The 20,454-nt window shown below is 61.3% G+C and carries 19 protein-coding genes; 10 read left to right on the top strand and 9 right to left on the bottom strand.

Features of this window, described 5'->3' with window-relative positions:
• Window positions 1–66: 66 nt before the first annotated feature.
• Entirely contained in the window at window positions 67–510 is a 444-nt protein-coding gene (gene aroQ, locus ACN0SD_RS04615) for a type II 3-dehydroquinate dehydratase (protein ID WP_417807047.1), read from the bottom strand.
• A 207-nt stretch (window positions 511–717) separates the two neighbouring features.
• Between aroQ and ACN0SD_RS04610 the strand changes: the two genes are divergently transcribed.
• Window positions 718–1,554 carry a bifunctional allantoicase/(S)-ureidoglycine aminohydrolase gene (locus ACN0SD_RS04610; RefSeq protein ID WP_417807046.1) on the top strand — a complete coding sequence of 279 codons (837 nt, stop codon included), beginning with the start codon at window positions 718–720 and terminating at the stop codon, window positions 1,552–1,554.
• Window positions 1,555–1,567: 13 nt separating this feature from the next.
• Here the strand turns inward: ACN0SD_RS04610 and ACN0SD_RS04605 are convergent, their stop codons facing one another.
• Window positions 1,568–2,062 carry an ureidoglycolate lyase gene (locus ACN0SD_RS04605; RefSeq protein WP_417807045.1) on the bottom strand — a complete coding sequence of 165 codons (495 nt, stop codon included), beginning with the start codon at window positions 2,060–2,062 and terminating at the stop codon, window positions 1,568–1,570.
• A gap of 173 nt (window positions 2,063–2,235) precedes the next feature.
• Between ACN0SD_RS04605 and ctaA the strand changes: the two genes are divergently transcribed.
• The 3 genes from ctaA to trhA all read left to right on the top strand — a co-directional run bounded on the left by ctaA (window position 2,236) and on the right by trhA (window position 5,598).
• Complete coding sequence (gene ctaA, locus ACN0SD_RS04600; protein WP_417807044.1) at window positions 2,236–3,390, top strand: heme A synthase; 1,155 nt, start codon at window positions 2,236–2,238, stop codon at window positions 3,388–3,390.
• Window positions 3,387–4,856 (top strand): carboxypeptidase M32, encoded by a 1,470-nt coding sequence (locus ACN0SD_RS04595; protein WP_417807043.1) that lies wholly within the window; start codon window positions 3,387–3,389, stop codon window positions 4,854–4,856. The genes ctaA and ACN0SD_RS04595 overlap by 4 nt, the downstream gene beginning before the upstream one ends.
• Window positions 4,857–4,947: 91 nt before the next feature.
• Window positions 4,948–5,598 (top strand): PAQR family membrane homeostasis protein TrhA, encoded by a 651-nt coding sequence (gene trhA / locus ACN0SD_RS04590; RefSeq protein WP_417807042.1) that lies wholly within the window; start codon window positions 4,948–4,950, stop codon window positions 5,596–5,598.
• Here the strand turns inward: trhA and tgt are convergent, their stop codons facing one another.
• From tgt to ACN0SD_RS04570, 4 genes are all read right to left on the bottom strand, one after another.
• A complete protein-coding gene (gene tgt / locus ACN0SD_RS04585) occupies window positions 5,599–6,726 on the bottom strand; it encodes a tRNA guanosine(34) transglycosylase Tgt (protein ID WP_417807041.1) in 1,128 nt (375 codons plus the stop codon).
• A 79-nt stretch (window positions 6,727–6,805) separates the two neighbouring features.
• Window positions 6,806–7,552 (bottom strand): sulfite exporter TauE/SafE family protein, encoded by a 747-nt coding sequence (locus ACN0SD_RS04580; RefSeq protein WP_417807040.1) that lies wholly within the window; start codon window positions 7,550–7,552, stop codon window positions 6,806–6,808.
• Between the two features lie 22 nt (window positions 7,553–7,574).
• Entirely contained in the window at window positions 7,575–8,030 is a 456-nt protein-coding gene (locus ACN0SD_RS04575) for a DNA polymerase III subunit chi (RefSeq protein ID WP_417807039.1), read from the bottom strand.
• Window position 8,031: 1 nt separating this feature from the next.
• Window positions 8,032–9,495 (bottom strand): leucyl aminopeptidase, encoded by a 1,464-nt coding sequence (locus ACN0SD_RS04570; RefSeq protein ID WP_417807038.1) that lies wholly within the window; start codon window positions 9,493–9,495, stop codon window positions 8,032–8,034.
• Window positions 9,496–9,692: 197 nt separating this feature from the next.
• Here ACN0SD_RS04570 and lptF point away from each other — a divergent pair, with 197 nt between their 5' ends.
• The 6 genes from lptF (at window position 9,693) to rsmA (ending at window position 17,416) form a co-directional block, all read left to right on the top strand.
• The gene (lptF, locus tag ACN0SD_RS04565; RefSeq protein ID WP_417807192.1) at window positions 9,693–10,826 is read left to right on the top strand and encodes an LPS export ABC transporter permease LptF; all 1,134 of its coding nucleotides are present in this window, start codon (window positions 9,693–9,695) and stop codon (window positions 10,824–10,826) included.
• Complete coding sequence (gene lptG, locus ACN0SD_RS04560) at window positions 10,823–11,941, top strand: LPS export ABC transporter permease LptG (RefSeq protein WP_417807037.1); 1,119 nt, start codon at window positions 10,823–10,825, stop codon at window positions 11,939–11,941. The genes lptF and lptG overlap by 4 nt, the downstream gene beginning before the upstream one ends.
• Window positions 11,938–14,178 (top strand): LPS-assembly protein LptD, encoded by a 2,241-nt coding sequence (locus ACN0SD_RS04555; protein ID WP_417807036.1) that lies wholly within the window; start codon window positions 11,938–11,940, stop codon window positions 14,176–14,178. Before lptG ends, ACN0SD_RS04555 begins: the two co-directional genes overlap by 4 nt.
• 35 nt (window positions 14,179–14,213) lie before the next feature.
• Complete coding sequence (locus ACN0SD_RS04550) at window positions 14,214–15,467, top strand: peptidylprolyl isomerase (RefSeq protein ID WP_417807035.1); 1,254 nt, start codon at window positions 14,214–14,216, stop codon at window positions 15,465–15,467.
• Window positions 15,464–16,462 carry a 4-hydroxythreonine-4-phosphate dehydrogenase PdxA gene (gene pdxA / locus ACN0SD_RS04545; protein WP_417807034.1) on the top strand — a complete coding sequence of 333 codons (999 nt, stop codon included), beginning with the start codon at window positions 15,464–15,466 and terminating at the stop codon, window positions 16,460–16,462. Before ACN0SD_RS04550 ends, pdxA begins: the two co-directional genes overlap by 4 nt.
• A gap of 108 nt (window positions 16,463–16,570) precedes the next feature.
• Window positions 16,571–17,416 (top strand): 16S rRNA (adenine(1518)-N(6)/adenine(1519)-N(6))-dimethyltransferase RsmA, encoded by an 846-nt coding sequence (gene rsmA / locus ACN0SD_RS04540; protein ID WP_417807033.1) that lies wholly within the window; start codon window positions 16,571–16,573, stop codon window positions 17,414–17,416.
• 73 nt (window positions 17,417–17,489) lie between these two features.
• On the opposite strand, the gene ACN0SD_RS04535 is transcribed toward rsmA, so the two are convergent.
• From ACN0SD_RS04535 to prfA, 3 genes are all read right to left on the bottom strand, one after another.
• Window positions 17,490–18,197, bottom strand: a complete 708-nt coding sequence (locus ACN0SD_RS04535; RefSeq protein ID WP_417807032.1) for a DUF4167 domain-containing protein — start codon at window positions 18,195–18,197, stop codon at window positions 17,490–17,492.
• A gap of 308 nt (window positions 18,198–18,505) precedes the next feature.
• Window positions 18,506–19,363, bottom strand: a complete 858-nt coding sequence (prmC, locus tag ACN0SD_RS04530) for a peptide chain release factor N(5)-glutamine methyltransferase (RefSeq protein WP_417807031.1) — start codon at window positions 19,361–19,363, stop codon at window positions 18,506–18,508.
• A complete protein-coding gene (prfA, locus tag ACN0SD_RS04525; RefSeq protein WP_417807030.1) occupies window positions 19,360–20,415 on the bottom strand; it encodes a peptide chain release factor 1 in 1,056 nt (351 codons plus the stop codon). The genes prmC and prfA overlap by 4 nt, the downstream gene beginning before the upstream one ends.
• Window positions 20,416–20,454 lie beyond the last annotated feature (39 nt).

The raw sequence follows: 20,454 nt of genomic DNA, 5'->3' as shown, positions 1-20,454 counted from the left end.
AGACGGGCGGCGCTGTCAAATCTGATCGGATGGGACGCTGTGGCAGGCCAAGGCCGCCGCCAGATGTCAGGCGTCTTTGAGCAGCGAGATCACGCGCCGGGTGGCCAGCGCATAGCCCTCGATGCCAAAGCCCGCGAGCACCCCATCGGCGCGCAGGCTGACATAGGAATGATGGCGAAATGCCTCGCGCTTGTGCACGTTGGAAATATGGCACTCGAATACCGGGCCCTCAAAGGTGTTGAGCGCATCGAGGATCGCTACCGAGGTATGCGTGTACGCGCCCGGATTGATCACGATGGCGCAGGCGTTTTCGCGCGCTTGATGGATCTGATCGACGATCTCGCCCTCATGGTTGGACTGAAACAGCGCAATTTCAAAACCCGCAGGCGTGGCCACATCGGTGCAGATGCGGGTGACATCCTCAAGCGTATCCGAGCCGTAAATTTCGGGTTCACGCTTGCCCAGCAGGTTCAAATTCGGCCCGTTGAGCACATAGATGATCTTTGACATAACGCTTCTCCGCTTGCGCCGCGCCCCTAGGTTCAGGCGCGCCTTGCCGATGTCTTTACCCTAAGCTGCGGGAAAACACAGCAAAAGATGGATCATCGCGGCGATGGGCGTAAAACTCTGTCGTGGCGCGGGCGCGTGATTTATGATTGGATTTGCGCAAGCTACAGGCATGCCACGGCCTGCGCAAACGCAACTCAAAGGCTGATTATGTCGAAAAACCCCTATTACGCACCAACGGGCGGACTGCCGCCGCAGACGCAAATCCTGACGGATCGCGCGATGTTCACGCAGGCTTATGCCGTTATTCCCAAGGGTACATTCAGCGATATCGTCACCAGCTTTCTGCCGTTCTGGGAAGGCGCGCGGTTTTGGGTTCTCTCGCGCCCTCTCTCGGGGTTTGCCGAAACGTTTTCGCAATATATCGCCGAGGTGCAGCCCGGTGGTGGCTCGGATCACCCCGAAACCGATGCGCGCGCCGAGGCGGTGCTGTTTGTCGTCTCGGGTGAGATCACGGTGACGATTGCAGGCAAGCCGCATGTGATGGCACAGGGCGGCTACGCCTATCTGCCCCCCGATTGTGAGTGGACGTTGCACAACCGCGCCAATGCGCCCGCACGCTTTCACTGGATCCGCAAGGCCTATGAGTTTGTCGAGGGGCTGGAGGTGCCCGAAGTTTTCGTGACCAACGAAAATGACGTGGCCCCGACCCCGATGCCGGGCACGGATGGTGCATGGGCGACCTCGCGCTTTGTCGATATGGCCGATATGCGCCACGATATGCATGTCACGATTGTCACCTTGCAGCCCGGTGCCGTGATCCCGTTTGCCGAAACCCACGTGATGGAACACGGGCTGTATGTGCTTGAGGGCAAAGGGGTTTACCGGCTCAACCAAGACTGGGTCGAGGTCGAGGCGGGCGATTATATGTGGTTGCGCGCGTTTTGCCCGCAGGCCTGTTACGCGGGCGGGCCGGGACCGTTTCGCTATCTGCTTTATAAAGACGTCAACCGCCACATGCGCTTTTCGGGCGGGTTCGCGCGGTAGAGTTAGGCATCTGTCAGGCGGGGACCGTTTCGATGACATAGGGTGTGTCGAGCCAGTGTTCCTCAAGGTTCGCCCCCGCCCCGATCCGGTCGATCACGGCAAACAGCCCCGGCGCATCCAGCGGGGCCAAAACCCCGTGCCAAACGCCGCGATGCAGATTCACGGCTTGCCCCGCCTGCGTCAGGAAGGCCCTGATATTGCAAGGTGCGCCGTCCTTATCCTGCGCCACAATCACCAAAAATCGCGTCTGCGTCATCGGAATAAACGCCTGACTGCCCGCAGGATGGCGTTCAAGCATATCAACTACATAAGGCAGATTGCGGGCCTTGGCGTCAAACAAGCTGATCCCGGCGCGGCCATCGGAAAAATCAAGGCTCGCGCGGTCGTGATAGCGCGCGCACATCCCGGCATTGATCATCTTGTCGGGCGCGCTGCTGACTTCGATCACATCGCCATAGGGCGCAAAATCTGTGCTATTCAAGCGGCTTACAGAAAGAAGTTGAGACATTTCGAGAATCCTTTCGTGGCCCCATAGTGGTCGCACAATCTAAACAATCGCGCTTGGCCCTTTCGGTTTCACACGCCGCGCGCAAGCGTGCAAGCGCACCAAACCCGCCTGCCCCTTGCCCCCACGGCGGGCGCGGCCTAATTTGCGCGCAAACGACAAGCCCGGAGACCTTCATGAGCAAGAAACGCAGCATTTTCGAGGAGGTCGGCGCGCAAGACAGCGCCCAACGCAGCGAACCCAAGGGCGGGATGATCGACGCCAAGCCCAAAGGGGCGCGCCGCGCGATCCGCGTCTGGCTGTTCATCATGTTCGCGCTGGTGGTGGCGATGATCGGCGTGGGCGGGGCGACGCGTCTGACTGATAGCGGGCTGTCGATTACACAGTGGAAGCCGATCTCGGGGGCGATCCCGCCGATGCATCTGGCCGATTGGCAGGCAGAATTCGCCAATTACAAGCAAAGCCCGCAGTTCCAATACATGAACCCCGATATGACCCTATCGCAGTTCAAGGGCATTTTCTGGTGGGAATGGGGCCATCGCCAGCTTGGACGCATCATTGGCCTCGTCTGGTTCGCGGGCTTTATGTTTTTCTGGCTCAGCAAGAAAATCCCGCAGGGCTGGTGGGGGCGGCTGTTCAGCCTTGGAATACTGGGCGGGATGCAAGGCGCGATTGGCTGGTGGATGGTGTCATCGGGACTGGTCGGGCGGATGACCTCTGTGGCGTCGTATCGTCTCGCGACGCATCTGGGGCTGGCCTTTATCATCCTTGGCCTGATCGCGTGGTTCGCCGCGCAACTCAGCCGACCCCAAGCGCAACTGCTGCAAGCGCGCCGTCTGGCCGAGCCGCGATTAACGGGGCTGGGCACGGTGCTAATCGCGCTCGTCTTTCTCCAGATCATCCTTGGCGCGCTGACCGCAGGGATTGACGCCGGGCTGGCCTTTCCGACATGGCCGTCGATGAATGGCGAGTTCCTGCCCTCGGAAAGTTTCGATTACACCCCATTTTGGACGAACTTCTTTGAAAACCCCGGGCTGGTGCAATTCAACCACCGCATGCTGGGCTATCTGGTCGTTCTGCTGGGCCTGTTCGCGGCATGGCGCGCGCGCAGCTCGGCCCACGGTGCCACGCGTCAGGCATTCGCGCTGATGGCGGCGATGATCGTGTTCCAGATGGTGTTGGGGATATCCACGGCGCTGGAACTGGTGCATTACTGGTGGCTGGGGCTGATCCATCAACTGGGCGCCGTTATCACTTGGGTGCTGGTGATCCGCGCACGTCACATGGCGCGCTTTCCCCTCATCCGATCCATTCGGGAGGGACGGGCATGAGCGCGTTTGACGAGCTTGCCGCGCATCAGCGCGAAACCGAGGCGCTGGGCAATATTTCGGGGCTTTTGGGCTGGGACCAAGAGGTGATGATGCCGCGCGGTGCCGGTGATCAGCGCGCCGAGGAAATGGCCGCGATTGAAAGCGTGCTGCATGCGCGGCGCACCGATCCGCGTATCGAGGACTGGCTGGTGCGCGCCGAAGCCAAGGACGCCGCGCAAGCCCGCATGCTGGACCTGATCGCGCGCAGTTATAATCGCTCGACCCGTATTCCGGCGCGGCTGGCAACGGAACTGGCGCGGCTGACGTCGCTGAGCCAAGGGATCTGGGCGCAGGCACGCGCAGATGAAGATGCCAGCGCCTTCCTGCCCACGCTGGACGAGGTCGTGCGGCTGAAACGCGAAGAGGCGGCCTGTGTATCGGATGGTGATCTTTATGACGCGCTGCTGGATGATTACGAACCCGGTGCGAGCGCCAAAGAGTTGGGCGCGATGTTTGACCGGATGCGCGCGCCGCTGGTGGAATTGCGCGACCGTGTGCTTGGCTCGGATGTCAAACCGCAGCCGCTCGATATGGTCTTCCCCGAAAACGCCCAGCTGCGGCTTGCGCGCATTTGCGCAAGTGCGTTTGGCTATGACTGGACGCGCGGGCGGCTGGATATGTCGGTGCACCCGTTTTCATCTGGTGGTGGCGATGACGCGCGCATCACCACCCGGATTTCCGAAAGCGAGCCGTTTGGCAATATCTACTCCACGATCCACGAGACGGGCCACGCGACCTACGAACAGGCGATCGACCCCGCCTATCGGTTTACGCCGCTTGGGCATGGCGTGTCGATGGGTGTGCATGAAAGCCAGTCGCGCATTTGCGAGAACCAGTTGGGGCGCTCGAGCCCCTTCACGGGCTGGCTGTATACCCGCATGATTGAGGCGTTTGGCGATCTGGGGCTGGACAGCCCCGAGGCGTTTCATGCGCTGGTGAACCGCGTCGAGATGGGCTTTATTCGCACCGAAAGCGATGAGCTGAATTACAACCTGCACATCATGCTGCGCTTTGATCTGGAACGCGATCTGATCGCAGGCAAGCTGGAGGTCGCCGATCTGGAGGAAGCGTGGAACACCCGTTTCAAGCATGATTTCGGCGTCAGTGTCACCAAGCCCTCGCAAGGGTTCTTGCAAGATGTGCATTGGTCGGTTGGCCTGTTTGGCTATTTCCCGACCTACGCTTTGGGCAATGTCTATGCGGGGTGTCTGGATCAGGCGATGCGCAAGGCCGAGCCGGACATCGACGCGGGGCTGGCCAAGGGCGACGCGAGCGCGGCCAAGGGATGGCTTGATCACAACCTGCGCCAGTTTGGCGGCTTGCGCGCGCCGCGTGACACGATCGAACATGCCTGCGGCTTCGCGCCCAATGAAAAGCCCCTGCTCGACTATCTGCGCCAGAAATTCGAAACCATCTACCGGCTTTGAAATCGGGCGCAAAAGCGACGCGACCCAGCGTCACACTAGGGAAAGTGGGTGGTCGTTGTTAAGTTGTTCTCTCAGGCGATAAGGAGCCAGCATGACCCGTCACCAACTCGACCATTCCGCGCGCGAACATTTCGCTGACGGGGTTGTGCATATTTTGGGCGTCGCCCTTGTTGTGGGGGCAGTCAGCGCGCTAATCGTTTGGGCCAGCCTGCGCATCCCTCAGGGCGATATCTGGCCGCTGGCGATCTACGGGCTAGGCTTGCTCGCTTCGTTTTCGCTATCGGCGGCTTATAACCTGACGCTGCACGCACCAACACGCCGGATCTTGCGCAGGCTCGACCATGCCGCGATTTATCTACTTATTGCGGCCACTTATACCCCGATGGCGCTGATCGGCATGGGCGGCGTTTCGGGCTGGGTTTTGACCGGCGCTGTCTGGCTGTTGGCTGCGATTGGCATGGTGATGAAGCTTGGCTTTTTTCACCGATCCGAGCGCTCTGGCTTTATCCTGTATCTTGCGATGGGCTGGCTGGGTGTGCTGGCCGCGTGGCCGCTGTTTAGCGCGCTCTCGGTGACCGCACTGGTGCTGGTGGTGGTTGGCGGGCTGACCTATACGCTCGGCACGCTGTTTTATCACAGCGAGCGGATCCCGTTTTCCCGCGCGATCTGGCACAGTCATGTACTCGCGGCCGCTGCGACCCATTACGCCGCCGTGATCGTAATCACCAGCGGCGCAGTTTAGTCACAGCGGATCAATATCGCCCGCCGCGCGCTGGGCGTGGAAATCGGCGACAAATGCGGCCAGTGATCTAGTCGCAATCGCGCCGCGCAAACCCTGCATAAGCTCTTGATAGTAATGCAGATTATGCCATGTCAGCAGCATCCCAGAGATCATCTCTTGGCTGCGAAACACATGATGCAGATAGGCGCGCGAATAGTTCGAACAGGCCGGACATGTGCAAGCCTCATCCAGCGGACGCGGATCATCAGCGTGACGCGCGTTCTTGATGTTGACCTGCCCATGGCGCGTCCACGCCTGCCCCGTGCGCCCCGAGCGCGAGGGCAGAACGCAATCCATCATATCAATGCCGCGTTCCACCGCGCCGACGATATCATCGGGCTTGCCCACGCCCATCAAATAGCGCGGCTTGTCAGCGGGCAGCATGTCGCAGGCGTAGTCCAACACGCCAAACATCGCCTCTTGCCCCTCGCCCACGGCCAGACCGCCAACCGCATAGCCCTCAAAGCCGATTTCCGTGAGTTTCTGGGCACTTTCGGCGCGAAGCTCACGCGTCACGCCGCCTTGCTGGATACCAAACAACGCGTATCCGGGCCGGTCGCCAAATGCCTCGCGGCTCCGCTGCGCCCACCGCATTGACAGCCGCATTGACTTGGCGACCTCATCTTCGGTGGCGGGCAGCGCGGGACATTCGTCAAACGCCATCACGATATCCGAGCCCAGCAATTTCTGGATCTCCATGCTGCGTTCAGGCGTCAGCATATGTTTGGAGCCATCAATATGCGAGGCAAAGCGCACGCCTTCTTCGGTCAACTTGCGCAAGGACGCCAGACTCATCACCTGAAAGCCACCGGAATCCGTCAGGATCGGTTTGCTCCAGTTCATGAACTTATGCAGCCCGCCAAGGCGCGCGATGCGTTCCGCCGTGGGGCGCAGCATCAGGTGATAGGTATTGCCCAGCAAAATGTCGGCCCCAGTCGCCGCGACGCTTTCCGGCATCATCGCCTTGACCGTCGCCGCCGTGCCCACGGGCATAAACGCGGGCGTGCGAATGTCACCGCGCGGAGTGGAAATCACGCCGGTGCGCGCGGCCCCGTCCGTGGCGTTCAGGGTGAAGCTGAATTTCGACATCTCGGCGCTCCTGCTTATCAGGGCGCGGGTTTAGCGCGGATGGCAGCGGATGGGAAGACGGGCGCAGCAGGCCCGCCGATCACGCGATCAAGCGCCAAAAGAATACCGCGCTCATGGAAAAACCGACCACTGCAATCAAGGCGCGCACAACTGGTTTTGGCAGCATCCGCGCAATCGGCGCGCCCGCATACCCGCCCAAGGTCGAGGCCACCATCATGCCGACCGCATGTTGCCATTCCACCAAGCCGCCAAGGGCAAACACCGCCACCGAGATCGCAGAAAGCGCAAAGGACAGGCCGTTTTTCAGCCCGTTCATCTCATGCAGATCGACCATTCCCCACAGCGCGAACAGCGCCAGCAGGACGATCCCAAGGCCGCCGTTAAAATAGCCGCCATAGATGCTGACCAGCAGCAACCCAACCGAGCCAAACGGCGTCACCGCGCGGCTTTTGCGCGCCGCCCATCCCCGGATTTGATCGCCAAACAGAAAGGCCAGCGTCGCGGCGAGCAGCAAAAAGGGAACGACGACGGAAAACGCCTTGTTCGAGGAGACCAGCAGCAAAAGCGATCCAATCAGACCACCCGCAAATGTCACCGCCACCAGCTTGAGCATCCGCGTCTTGTCGAAGCGGGCAAGTTCGGCACGAAAGCCAAGCGCCCCGCCCAAGTAACCCGGAAACACCGCCACGGCACTTGTCGCATTCGCCACAACCGGCGGCAGGCCGATAAAAACCAGCGCGGGGAAGGTCAGAAACGTGCCGCCCCCCGCGATGGTGTTGAGAACGCCTGCGCAAAACGCGGCGATCAAGATGATCACAAGATCCATATTTCCCCCCGGCCCAATCGGCTCAGCTCTCGGCCTTTTTCTCCCAACGCCCCGACTCTTCGCTCCAATACGCGGCCTTGGCCCCGGCCCCGGTCAACGCTTTCCATTGGCTGCGCGCGTGCTGTACTGCCTCGGGGTCATTGCCGTCAAACAAGATCCAGACGCGTTTATGCGTCTCGGATTCGGCGGCGTCAATTTGCGCCCCATGCACCGCCATCACCGCCTCGCGCGCGTCCGTGGCGGGCGTGCTGGTCAACAAGATCGGTTGCAGCGCGTCATGCGGCCCACCCGCCGTGCCGTGGGGCAAAAAGCTGGCCTCGCCCATCTGCCAAAGCCGCAGATCAAGCTGGTCGAGCCGCGCAAGATCACGCCCGCGCAGCTCGATTTTCCAGCCCTGTTCCAGAGCGCGGGTGGCAAGGTTATTCACCACCTGCTCAAGCGTGGAATGGGTCAAGTGATAGAAATTGACCTGCCCCATGCTAGCCTTCGAATGTGTCGCGGATCAGCCGATCAAGCGTCATCACGCCCCAGCCAGTCGCCCCTTTCGGGGCCAGATCGGTTTCCGCAGGGGGCAGCGCCACACCGGCAATGTCGATGTGACACCACGGCAGGTCATCTTTCACGAAGCGCTTGAGAAACGCCGCCGCCGTGATTGAGCCAGCGGGGCGTCCGCCAGTATTTTTGACATCGGCCAAACGCGATTTGATCAGCTTGTCATAAGCGGGTTGCAGCGGCATATGCCAAGCGCCCTCGCCCTCAGCCTTGGCAGCTTTAAGTATGTCACCTACCAGCTTGTTATCATTGGTAAAAAGCCCTGCGTTCTCGTGGCCCAAGGCGACGATCACAGCGCCGGTCAGCGTGGCCAAGTTGACCATCGCGCGCGGCTTGAATCGTTCCTGCGCATACCACAAAACGTCGGCCAGAACGAGGCGGCCTTCGGCGTCGGTATTGATCACCTCGATGGTGTCGCCCTTCATGGATTTCACGATATCGCCGGGGCGTTGAGCTTTGCCATCGGGCATGTTTTCGACCAGCCCGACGAGGCCGACGACATTGGCCTTGGCCTTGCGCAGCGCCAGTGTGCGCATCACGCCCGACACGACGCCCGCGCCGCCCATATCCATCGTCATGTCTTCCATGCCCGCGCCGGGTTTCAGGGAGATGCCGCCGGTGTCAAACACCACGCCCTTGCCCACCAGCGCGAAAGGCGCCTCATCGCCTCCGCCGTTCCATTGCATCACGACGACTTTCGAGGGGCTTTCCGAGCCTTGACCGACGCCCAGTAACGCGCCCATGCCGAGTTCTTTGAGTTGCTCTTCCTCAAGGATTTCGACCTGCAGACCCAGTTCGTGCATCGCCGCCAAACGCGCGGCGAAATCATCGGTGGTCAGGATGTTGGCGGGCTCATTGACCAGATCACGGGTAAAGAACACACCCTCGGCCAACGCGGCATGGGGGGCAGCTTCTGCGGCCAGTTCCTCGGGGATGGCGGACATCACGGTGACGGGACCGAAGGCGGAATTGCCCGAAGTGTGATAGTTGAATTGATAGGCCCGCAGCGCCAGACCAAAGGCGACATCGGCGGCCCGGTTCACCCCCTCGGCCAGCATGATCGCGCCGCGCTCGCCCAGCTTGGCCCCCACGGCCCCGCCAGCTTTGCGCGCCTGCGCCTGATCGGCGCGCTTCTCAAGGCGCAGAATTTGCACAGCTTCGGCTGCCAGCCCCACCGGCCAACCCAGATCAAGCGACTCGCCCGCCCCCAACTTGGCAAAGCTGCTAGACGCGAGCGCACGGCGCAGCGCGCCTTTCATCAGTCGATCCAGCTTGCGCCCGGTCGGGCCAAGTTTGCCCTCTTCCCCCGCACTCAACACGATGCGCCCGTCAAAGGCGCTCAACGCATCAATGTCGATCTCTTTAAAGGCAATTTCGACGGGTTGGGTCATAGAAGTCTCCGGATTTTGCCCATCATGCGCGCAATCGCGCCATTGCTAGGCGGTGTTTGTCAAAACGTTCTCGCGCGACCCTAGCCCCACGCCCGGAAAATGAAAAGCGCCCCAACTGGCACCTTTCTTTGAGCTGCGCGACACGCTAGAGAGAGCAAAACCCACAGGGGCAGCCTGCGGGGGGGATGGTAGGGCATTTGACGCGACTGGACCGATATTTGTTGTCCAAACTGATGGCGTTGTTCGGGTTCTTTGCGCTCGTGCTGGTCTCGGTTTATTGGGTCAACCGGGCTGTGCTGTTGTTTGACAGCCTGATTTCGGATGGGCAAACGGCACTTGTGGTGCTGGAATTCACCGCGCTGACGCTGCCCTATGTGATCCGCATCGTGCTGCCTGTCGCGGCCTTTGCCGCCACGATCTACGCGGTCAATCGGCTGGATCAGGATAGCGAACTGGTGGTGATGCGCGCGACTGGGGCGTCGAACTGGCGGCTGGCGCGATCTGTGGTGGTGTTTGGGCTGATCGCCTCGGTGATGATGGCGGCGCTGGTCAATGTGCTGGTGCCCGCCGCGAAAGAGCGCCTTGCCGAGCGGCGTCAGGAAGTGGCGCAAGACGTGTCGGCAAAGTTTCTGACAGAGGGTAGTTTCCAGCACCCTGCCAACGGGATCACGATTTACATTCGCAAAATTTCCGAGCTGGGCGAGTTGGAAAATCTGTTTCTGGCGGATCGCCGCAATCCGGCGCGCGCCACGATATACACCGCCGATAAGGCGCTGATCGTACGATCTGACAGTGGGCCGAAGCTGGTGATGCTGAACGGGATGGCGCAGACTTTGCAACAACCCGGAGACCGGCTGGCCATTACGAGGTTTGCGAATTTCACCTATGATATCGGGGCGCTGTTTCAGTCAAACAACAGTCGCAAACGCACACTGGATGAGACCGGAACGCTGGAACTGCTGCGCGCCGGGTCGCAGATGAGCGCTCTGACCGGTGCCACGCCCGATCAAATCCGCCTTGAGGTGAACCGGCGTATCTCGCAACCCCTGTTGGCGCCAATCGCCGCCCTGATCGGCTTTGCCGCTATGATGATCGGGACGTTCTCGCGCTTTGGGATGTGGCGCCAGATCACGATGGCGATCGTGGGATTGATCGCGGTGCAGGCAATACAAAACAGTGTCGAGAGCGTGACCGCCGCTGATCCCAATCTTTGGCTGCTCTTGTATCTGCCTGCCTTGGCGGGCGGTTTAATTGCCTGCGCGATGCTATGGTGGTCACAGCGCCCCTGGCGGGTGCGCAGCGCGCGCATTGTGGCGGAGGGCGGGGCATGACGCTGGCGCTTTATCTCGCAAAGCGGTTCCTGCGCGCGTTTTTTGTCGTGGGCGCAAGTTTCTGGGGCATTTTGTTCCTGATCGATATTGTCGAAGAGGTGCGTCGGTTTTCCGACGCCAGTTTGGGGCTGGGGCGGCTATCGCTGCTATCGCTGCTGAACACGCCGACGACGCTATATAATATCTTGCCGCTGATCGTGATGCTGTCGGCGGTGGCTTTGTTCATCGGCTTGGCGCGCTCATCGGAACTGGTGGTGATCCGTGCATCCGGACGTTCGGCGTTGCGCATGCTGGCTGCGCCGATTGCCGTGGCGCTTTTGATCGGGGTGGCGGCGCTGTTCATTGGCAACCCTTTGGCCAGCGGCACGGCGAACCGCTACGAGACTTTGGCCGAGCATTATCAGGCTGGCGATAGTGAGACCGTCTCCATCGGGCGCGAGGGTGTCTGGATGCGTCAAAGCGCGGGGCTGAGTGGCGATGGAACTGCACTAGCGCAAGCGGTTATTCGCGCCACGCGCGCCAATGCCGATGCCACGACGCTGTTTAATGTGACCTTCCTGATTTTCGATCCCAAGCGCGGCCCGATTCGGCGCATTGATGCCGCCAATGCCCAGCTTGAACCGGGTCAATGGGTGCTCAGCGATGCCAAGGACTGGCCCCTTGGCACTTCGACCGACCCCGAGCGCGATGCAAAAACGACCGCCAGCCTGACCCTGCCCTCGGATCTGACGGTCGAGCGTATTCGTGACAGTTTCGGCAAGCCATCAGCTGTGCCGATCTGGCAATTGCCCGGCTTTATCGCAGCGCTTGAAGAAGCGGGTTTTTCCGCGCGTCGTCATCAGGTCTGGTTCCAAATGGAACTGGCGCTGCCGCTGTTGCTTGCGGGGATGGTGTTGATTGCGGCGAGCTTCACGATGGATCATATTCGTTTTGGCGGCACGGGCGCAAAAGTGCTGATGGCGCTGGCCGCAGGGTTGGGGCTGTTTTTCTTGCGCAATATCGCGCAGGTTCTGGGAGATAACGGGCAGATTCCCGTCATCTTGGCGGCATGGGCGCCCCCGGTGATTGGTCTGATGTTGCCTTTGGCGCTGGTGTTGCACCGGGAGGATGGATGATGCGGTCGCGCGATCTCAAAGCGGCATTGGGGGCGTTGGTGCTGGGCGGAGGGCTGTTTGGGGCCTACGCGTTGACGCTGGCCGACCCGCTTGCAGCGCAAACCGCGACCAGTGCCGTAGCGGATGCGACAGCGGATGAGGTCGACAGTCCCACCTCGGATCAATTGGCCACGCTGCTTGCCGACCGGGTGCAAATCGAGGATCAAAACCGGCTTGTCGCGCAGGGCAATGTCGAGATGTATTACCGTTCCAACCGGCTAATTGCGACGCGGGTGATCTATGATCAAGCCCAAGACAAGCTGATTATCGAGGGCCCGATCCGGTTGGAGCAGCCCGGCCAGACCGGCAGTATCATCGTCGCCTCGCAGGCCGAACTATCGCCCGATTTGCGCAACGGTGTGCTGCTGAGTGCGCGCATGGTAATGGCGCGCGAATTGCAGCTTGCTGCCGCCTCGATCGAGCGCAAGGACGGGCGTTTGACGGTGATGAAACAAGTTGTCGCGTCCTCGTGTGAGGTCTGCATTACCGATCCCACACCGCTTTGGGAGATCCGCGCGCGCAAGGTCGTGCATGACGCCCAATCCCGCCAGATCGTCTTTTACGATGCGCAGTTTCGCGCCGCTGGCGTGCCAATCGCCTATCTGCCGCGCCTGCGCATGCCCGAGCCGGGCGTCAAACGAATGTCGGGATTTCTGCGGCCATCCTTCCGCACCACCTCGGGTTTGGGCGCGGGGATCAAGCTGCCGTATTTCTTTGCGCTTGGTCCCTCGCGCGATCTGACAGTGACACCCTATGTCTCGGCCGCGCGAACCGCGACATTGGGACTACGCTATCGCGAAGCGTATAATTGGGGCGATCTCACGCTTGAGGGCGCTGTGTCAGATGATGACATCATCCCAAACGAGACGCGCGGATATCTGTTTGGCGATCTAAGCGCGCGGCTGCCCGATGATTTCAAACTGGGCGTGCAACTGCGGTTGGTCAGCGATAGCAGCTATCTGCTGAATTACGACATCAGCGATGAGGACCGGCTATGGTCGGGCATTACGCTGGAACGGGTGCGCGCGGGCGAGATGATCACCGCGAAATTTGGCAACACCCATTCGCTTCGCGATGGTGAAAGCAACACGACCGATCCGATGCTCTCGGGCACCGCGCAATGGGTGCGCAGCTTTCGCCCGGCCTCGATCGGCGGCTTGGCAACGGTGCGGTTTTCGACGCTGGCCGCGCGGCGCGCCTCGGATTCGACGCTGGACAGCGATCTCGATGGTGTGCCCGATGGCCGCGACATGCTACGCGGCTCGTTCACTGCGAACTGGCAGCGCAACTGGCTGCTGCCCGGCGGTGTGCTGGGCGGGATCGAGGCGCAATATGCCGCCGATATCATCCAGACCGCGTCCGATCCAAGCTATGACAGCACGATCCTGCGCGACCAGCCCACCTTGGCAACCGAGCTGCGCTGGCCTTGGGTGAAATCCAGCACGCGCGCATCCTATGTCATTGAACCGATTGCACAAATCGTCTGGGCCCCTAACACCTTAACAGCCTCGCCTGATGAAGACAGCCTGCTGCCGGAATTCGACGAGGGCAATCTGTTCTCACTGTCGCGTTTCCCCGGCGAAGATATGCGCGAAACCGGATTGCGCGCCAATCTTGGGGTTAGCTGGACGCGCTATGACGCCTCGGGGTGGTCGTTGGGCGTGCTGGCCGGTCGCATCTTCCGGCAACGCGATCTAAGCCAGTTCGAAACCGGATCGGCGTTGGCCGGCGTGCAGTCGGATTGGCTAGTGTCGACCCAATTGAGCACCTCCAAAGGCCTGACATGGACGAATCGCGCGCTGTTTGACGACGATCTGTCCTTCTCACGTGAAGAGATGCGTGTGGCTTGGGCGGCAGATCGCTATCAGGTGAGTGCAGGCTATCTTTGGGTCGATGCGGCCTCGGACAGCTCCCTTGATACCGATCTGTCTGAATTGACGCTCGACACCGAATGGAAGTGGGCAAACGGCTGGCAAAGCAGTTTTTCGACGCGCTACGATTTCACCGCCCAACGGGCGGCGCGCGCGAAACTGGGGCTTCAATACACCAATGAATGTGTTTTGGTTGATCTTTCCCTCTCGCGCCGCTTCACTTCCTCTACTAGTGTAAGCCCCGAGACGGATTTCGGCCTGTCGGTGCAGCTGGTAGGCTTTGGCTCGGCACAAGGGGGCGCGGTGCGCCGGATGTGCGCGCGCTAGACCCGTAAGGACCGAAGGCCAAAAAAAAGACGCGAATGAACGGATACAGGCACGCCATGACGATGATGACCCGATTGCTCACCCTTTTGACGCTCGCGATAATGCTGGCGTTTGGCGCACAGCCCGGCATGGCACAATCAGGGGGCAGCTTTGCCCCGGTGGTCACCGTCAACGGCCTTGGCATCACCGATTACGAGATCAACCAGCGCATGCGCTTCATGCAATTGCTCAACGCGGCTGGCACTACGCGGGAAGAGGCCGAAGAAGCCCTGATCCAAGACCGATTGCGGGTTTCGTCCTCGCACCAGCTCGGCATGAAGCTGGATGAGGCCGCCCTGCAAAAAGGCATGGCCGAGTTTGCCGGACGCGCCAATCTGAGCACCGAAAAATTTGTCGAAGAGCTTCAGAAAAACGGGGTCGATCCCGCGATCTTCAAAGAATTCGTCCGTGCTGGCATGTTGTGGCGCGAACAGGTGCGCGCGCGTTTTGGCCCGAAAGTGAACATCAATAGCGCCGCGATTGACCGCGCGATGATGCCGGAATCGCAAACTGGCAAAGGAGTGAAAGTGCTGATCTCCGAGGCGATCATCCCGGCCCCGCCGGGAAATGAGCGCAACGCGATGGGTCAGGCGCGCCAGCTTTCGGCCGCCAAGGGCGAAGCGGCGTTTGCCGCGCTGGCACGCAAATACTCGGCCACGCAATCGCGCGCGCGCGGCGGTCGCCTTGACTGGATGCCGATCACCAATCTGCCACCGCAACTGCGCACGGCCATCCTTGCGCTCAAGCCGGGAACGGCGACGGGGCCGATCACCCTCAAAGGGGCTGTGGCCGTGTTCATGCTGCGCGCGATTGGCGATGGTGGCGCGCCCAGCGGGCCGCAAACGCTAAGCTATATGACCTTCAATCTTGGTGCGACTGGCAGTGCCCAAGCCGCCAGCCTGTCCGCCAAGGTTGCGGCTGATGCACGTCGCTGCAATGAGCTGTACACCATCGCCAAAGGACTGCCTGCAAGCGCGTTGATCGCGCATGACAGCGTGGCGCAAGCGCAGGTGCCCACTGATATTGGCTTATCCTTGGCGCAGATGGATGTCGGCGAAACCCGCGTGCTGTCGCGCGGCGGCTCGGATACGCTGGTGATGCTATGTGATCGTCAAAGCGTGCCCGGTAAAGACGAAGTCGCGCCAACCCGCGATCAGGTCCGCGCACAGTTGGAAAACAACGCACTCGCCGCCTATGCCGATGGCTTTCTGGCCGATCTTGAGGCCGATGCGGTGATCGTGCGCAAATGAGTTCGCGCGCCCTTGACCGCCCGGTAATCCTAAGCTGCGGTGACCCATCAGGCATTGGCCCAGAACTGGCTGCGCGCGCTTGGGAGCATTTCGGCGCGCGCCTGCCCTTCGTGTGGATTGGCGACCCCTCGCACCTTCCGCGCGGCACAAAAATCCGCGAGATCGCCCACCCGAGTGAGGCGATCACCCATGCCGGCGCAGGTCTACCGGTGCTGCCTCATCCCTTCCCCGCCGCCGCCGAGCCGGGCAAGCCCGATCCAGCCAACGCGCGCGCAGTGATCGACGTGATCGCGCGCGGGGTGGATCTGGTAATGCGTGGGCAAGGCTCGGCGCTGTGTACCGCGCCCATTCACAAGAAAGCGCTGCATGACGGGGCGGGCTTTGCCTTTCCCGGCCATACCGAATTTCTCGCCCATCTCGCCGGTGTTGAACGTGTGGTGATGATGCTGGCGTCGTCAAATGCGACGCCGCCGCTGCGCGTGGTACCCGCAACGATCCATATCGCGCTGGCTGATGTGCCAAGCGCGTTCACACCACAACTTCTGCGCGACACAGTGCGCATCACTGCGCAAGGTCTGCGCCGCGATTTCGGCTTTGACACCCCACGCATTGCGGTCGCCGGTCTGAACCCGCATGCAGGCGAAGGCGGCGCAATGGGCCATGACGAGCTGGACTGGATGATTGATGAAATCGCCAGCCTGCGTGCCGAGGGCTACGCGCTGTCGGGCCCGCTGCCCGCCGATACGCTGTTTCACGCCCGCGCGCGCCAAAGCTATGACGCCGTCATCTGCGCCTATCACGATCAAGCCCTGATTCCGATCAAGACGCTCGATTTCGACGGCGGCGTGAATGTGACGCTGGGCCTGCCTTTCGTACGCACCTCGCCCGATCACGGCACCGCCTATGACATTGCCGGTCAGGGCCGCGCCAACTCCGCTTCGCTGATTGCCGCGCTTGAGATGGCTGCGCGCATGGGTGCGGCGCGTGAGGCGTGATGTGATGGGCTTTCATCTGGCTCTAAATACTCCCGCCGGAGGCATCTGGGTTTTGCGCCGGACGCTCCGCGGGGAGTATTTATGGCCAGATGAAATGAGGGGTTTCTGATGGTCGCGCTCGATGGTTTGCCGCCGCTGCGCGAGGTGTTGCGCGCACATGATCTGGTGGCCAAGAAAAGTTTGGGTCAGAACTTTTTGCTTGATCTCAATCTGACGGCCAAGATCGCACGCGCGGCGGGCGATTTGTCAGGCGCGGATGTGCTGGAGGTCGGTCCCGGCCCCGGCGGGCTGACGCGCGGATTGCTGGCGGAAGGCGCGCGCAAGGTTCTGGCGATTGAGAAAGACCCGCGCTGCCTGCCCGCTTTGGCCGAAATCGCGGCGGCCTATCCCGGCCGTCTTGAGGTCATCCAAGGTGATGCGCTTGCGATTAACCCGATGGCGCATTTGACACCGCCGATCAAGGTTGCGGCGAACTTGCCCTATAATGTCGGCACCGAACTGTTGGTGCGCTGGCTGACGCCGCCAAGCTGGCCGCCCTTCTGGGAAAGCCTGACCTTGATGTTTCAGCGCGAGGTGGCCGAGCGCATCGTCGCCCAACCCGGCGACAAACATTACGGGCGGCTCGCGATCTTGGCGCAATGGCGCGCGCAGGCCCGCATCGTGATGAGCCTGCCGCCCGAGGCGTTCACCCCGGCCCCCAAGGTTCATTCCGCCGTGGTGCATTTACGCGCCCTGCCCGAGCCGCTGTTTCCCGCAGACCCAGCCACCTTAAGCCGGGTCGTGGCGGCGGGCTTTAATCAACGGCGCAAGATGCTGCGCGCCTCGCTGAAATCGGTCGCGCCTGATATTGAGGCCAAGTTGGAAGAAGCCGGAATTAAACCAACTGAGCGCGCCGAGCAGGTCTCGATCGAGCAGTTTTGTCGCTTGGCCCGAATCGTGAAAGCCGCCAATTAAGTCGATCTCAATCGTGCAGAACGCAAAAGACCCGCGCTGAGACGCGGGTCTTTTATTGCTTGGCTCAAGCCGGCTACTCTGAAGGGGTCTCGGGCGCGGCGGCGGGTTCGGCCTTGGGTTGGCGCGGTTTGCGCGGCGCGCGCGGGCGTTTGGGCTTTTCGGCTTTTTCTGGCTTTTCGGCCGCCGGAGCGGCGTCGCTACCCGCGCGGCTTTCGGGCGTGTCGACCAGTGCAGACTCCGTTTCATCGGGTGCGGGCATCGGCGGCATCATGGCGCTGCCCTCATCTTTTGAGGCACGATCCGACCGGCGGTTGTTGTCAGAGCTGCGGGTGTCGCGCTGGCCCGAGTCAGAGCGCGCAGAGTCAGAGCGCCCAGAGTCGGCAGGATTGTTGTTTTGCGACGACGGCTGGGGCGCATTCTGGTTGTTATTCTGGTTGTTATCCGAACCAGCATTCTGGCCATTGTTCTGGCCATCGCCCTGCGTGTTCTGGTTCTGCTGGCGCTGCTGGTTGCGCGCCTCTTGCTCGCGGGCTTGTTCGCGCTGCGCCTCGCCTAGCATCCGTGTGTAATGCTCGGCGTGTTGCAGAAAGTTCTGCTCGGCCACGCGGTCATTGGATAGTTGGGCATCGCGCGCAAGCATCAGATATTTGTCGATAATCTGCTGCGGAGTGCCGCGCACCTTGCCCTCGGGACCGGAGCTGTCAAAGACCCGGTTGATGACATTGCCCACAGAGCGTTGACGGTTCGACTTGTTGCGCGAACGGGATTTGGAAGATCTCATGGTTTTCTTTTGGCTTATGGCGCCACGAGGGCGCATTTTCGGGGTCAGGCCCCGAAACGGGGCGCGTGCCGCGCGGGATGGCCGGGTCAGGCGCAAGCGGAAAGCCTGCTTTTGATCCGAGACCCGCAGTGTGAAGCTGAGCCGTGCGAGGGGAGAAACGCTCCACCAAACACAAGATTGAGTAAACATGCGTGGGGCGCGGTTTCAAGCCTATAAATGTATTTCTGCGGCTATTTGTCTGGAATTTTAAAGAATTCCGGGTAAAATCGGCAACAAATAGCGTTAGGCGCGCGGTCTCACTTGGTATTTCAAGACAACGCGCAGCTTGACGACTCTGTCGGTTTACGGGCGCTGACCACGCGATCTCGCCCGTCCAGATCGCGAAGGATGGCGATTTTGGCAAACCCCTGCGCGGCTAGCAAATCATGCACCGCAGCGCCTTGTGTCGGGCCGATTTCCAGCAAGATCCGCCCGCCTGCCATCAACCGTGCGTCCGCGCCGCGCGAAATGGCGCGGTAGGCATCAAGCCCATCACCGCCGGGGCTAAGCGCGCCGGGCGGCTCCCAGTTGCGCACATCGGGGCTGAGGGCCGCCATCTCAGCGGCGGCAATATAGGGCGGGTTGGATACGATCAGATCAAAGCGCCCGTTGACCGAGGCAAACCAGTCAGAGGTGACAAATCCTGCACGTTTCGACACCCCCAAGACGTCTGCATTTTCGCGCGCAACCTCCAGCGCGGCTGCCGAGATATCGGTGCCAGTTGCGCGCGCGAAGGGCATGGATTTCAGTAACGAAATCAGGATGCAACCTGTGCCCGTCCCCAGATCAAGCAGACTCACGAAGGGCTGTTCCAGAGCGGCCTGCACCAGAATTTCAGTTTCCGGGCGTGGGTCGAGCGTGTCGCGGGTGACACGAAACTCCGCCCCCCAGAATAGCCGTTTACCGGTAATCTGAGCGACCGGCTGGTGGGCGGCGCGCGCAGCAATTGCCGCGTCCAGACGCGTTTGCGCGCCCTCGGGCATCAGATCTTGCAGCGCCAAGGTCAGGCGATCCGGCGCAATTCCCAAAGCATGGGCCAGCAACCGACGCGCGTCGCCCGCAGCCCCCGCAATCCCGGCCTGCGTCAACTGACGGGTGGCCACGACCAACGCTTCTTGCGCCTTCACCCCTCCATCTCCGCCAGCTTGGCGGCCTGATCATCAGCGATCAGCGCGTCCAGCACCTCGTCCAGATCACCCTCCATCGCCTGCGCCAGCGCGTAGATCGTGAGGTTGATGCGGTGATCGGTCAGCCGCCCTTGCGGGAAGTTATAGGTACGGATGCGTTCCGAGCGATCCCCCGAACCGACCTGCGATTTGCGGCTTTCGGCGCGTTCGCTATCGGCGCGCTCGCGCTCGGCCTCGTAAAGGCGCGCACGCAGCACGGCCATCGCATTGGCGCGGTTCTGGTGCTGGGATTTTTCCGAACTGGTGACCACGATTCCGCTGGGGATATGGGTGATCCGCACCGCCGAGTCGGTTGTGTTGACGTGCTGCCCACCCGCCCCCGAGGCACGCATCGTGTCGATGCGAATGTCGCCTGCGGGAATGTCGATATCAACGTCTTCGGCTTCTGGCAGAACGGCCACGGTCGCCGCCGAGGTGTGGATGCGCCCGCCGGCCTCGGTTTCGGGCACGCGCTGCACGCGATGCACACCCGATTCGAACTTGAGCCGCGCGAAGACACCCGCGCCCTCGATGCGCGCGACCGCCTCTTTGATGCCGCCGAGTTCGGTCTGGGTCAGCTCCATTAGCTCAAAGCGCCAGCCGTGTTTCTCGGCGTATTTCTGATACATCCGCAGCAGGTCTGCGGCAAACAGCGCGGCCTCTTCGCCCCCCGTTCCGGGGCGGATTTCCAAAATGGCCGGGCGGGCATCGGCAGCATCTTTGGGCAACAGCGCCAAGCGCAACGCCTGCTCCATTTCTGGGATGCGCGCTTTGAGCTGGGGCATCTCTTCCTCGGCGAGATCCTTCATCTCGGGATCATCTAGCCAACCCTCGACCTCGGCCAGATCGGCGCGCGCCTGCTGCCACGCCTCAATCTGGGCGACAACGGGTTTCAACTCGGAATATTCCCGGCTGATTTGGGCGATTTTGGCCGGATCGGCACCCGTAGACAGTTGCGCTTCGAGAAATTCGAAACGGGCAAGAATTTGGGCAAGTTTTTCTTCGGGCAACATCCAAGCGGTTTGGCGTGAAGCGCCCCGTTGGTCAAGTGG

It is taken from the genome of Thioclava sp. (assembly GCF_048263065.1).
GTDB lineage: Bacteria > Pseudomonadota > Alphaproteobacteria > Rhodobacterales > Rhodobacteraceae > Thioclava.
Note: the sequence above shows the minus strand (reverse complement) of the source record. Positions and strands in the feature narration are given on the sequence as shown.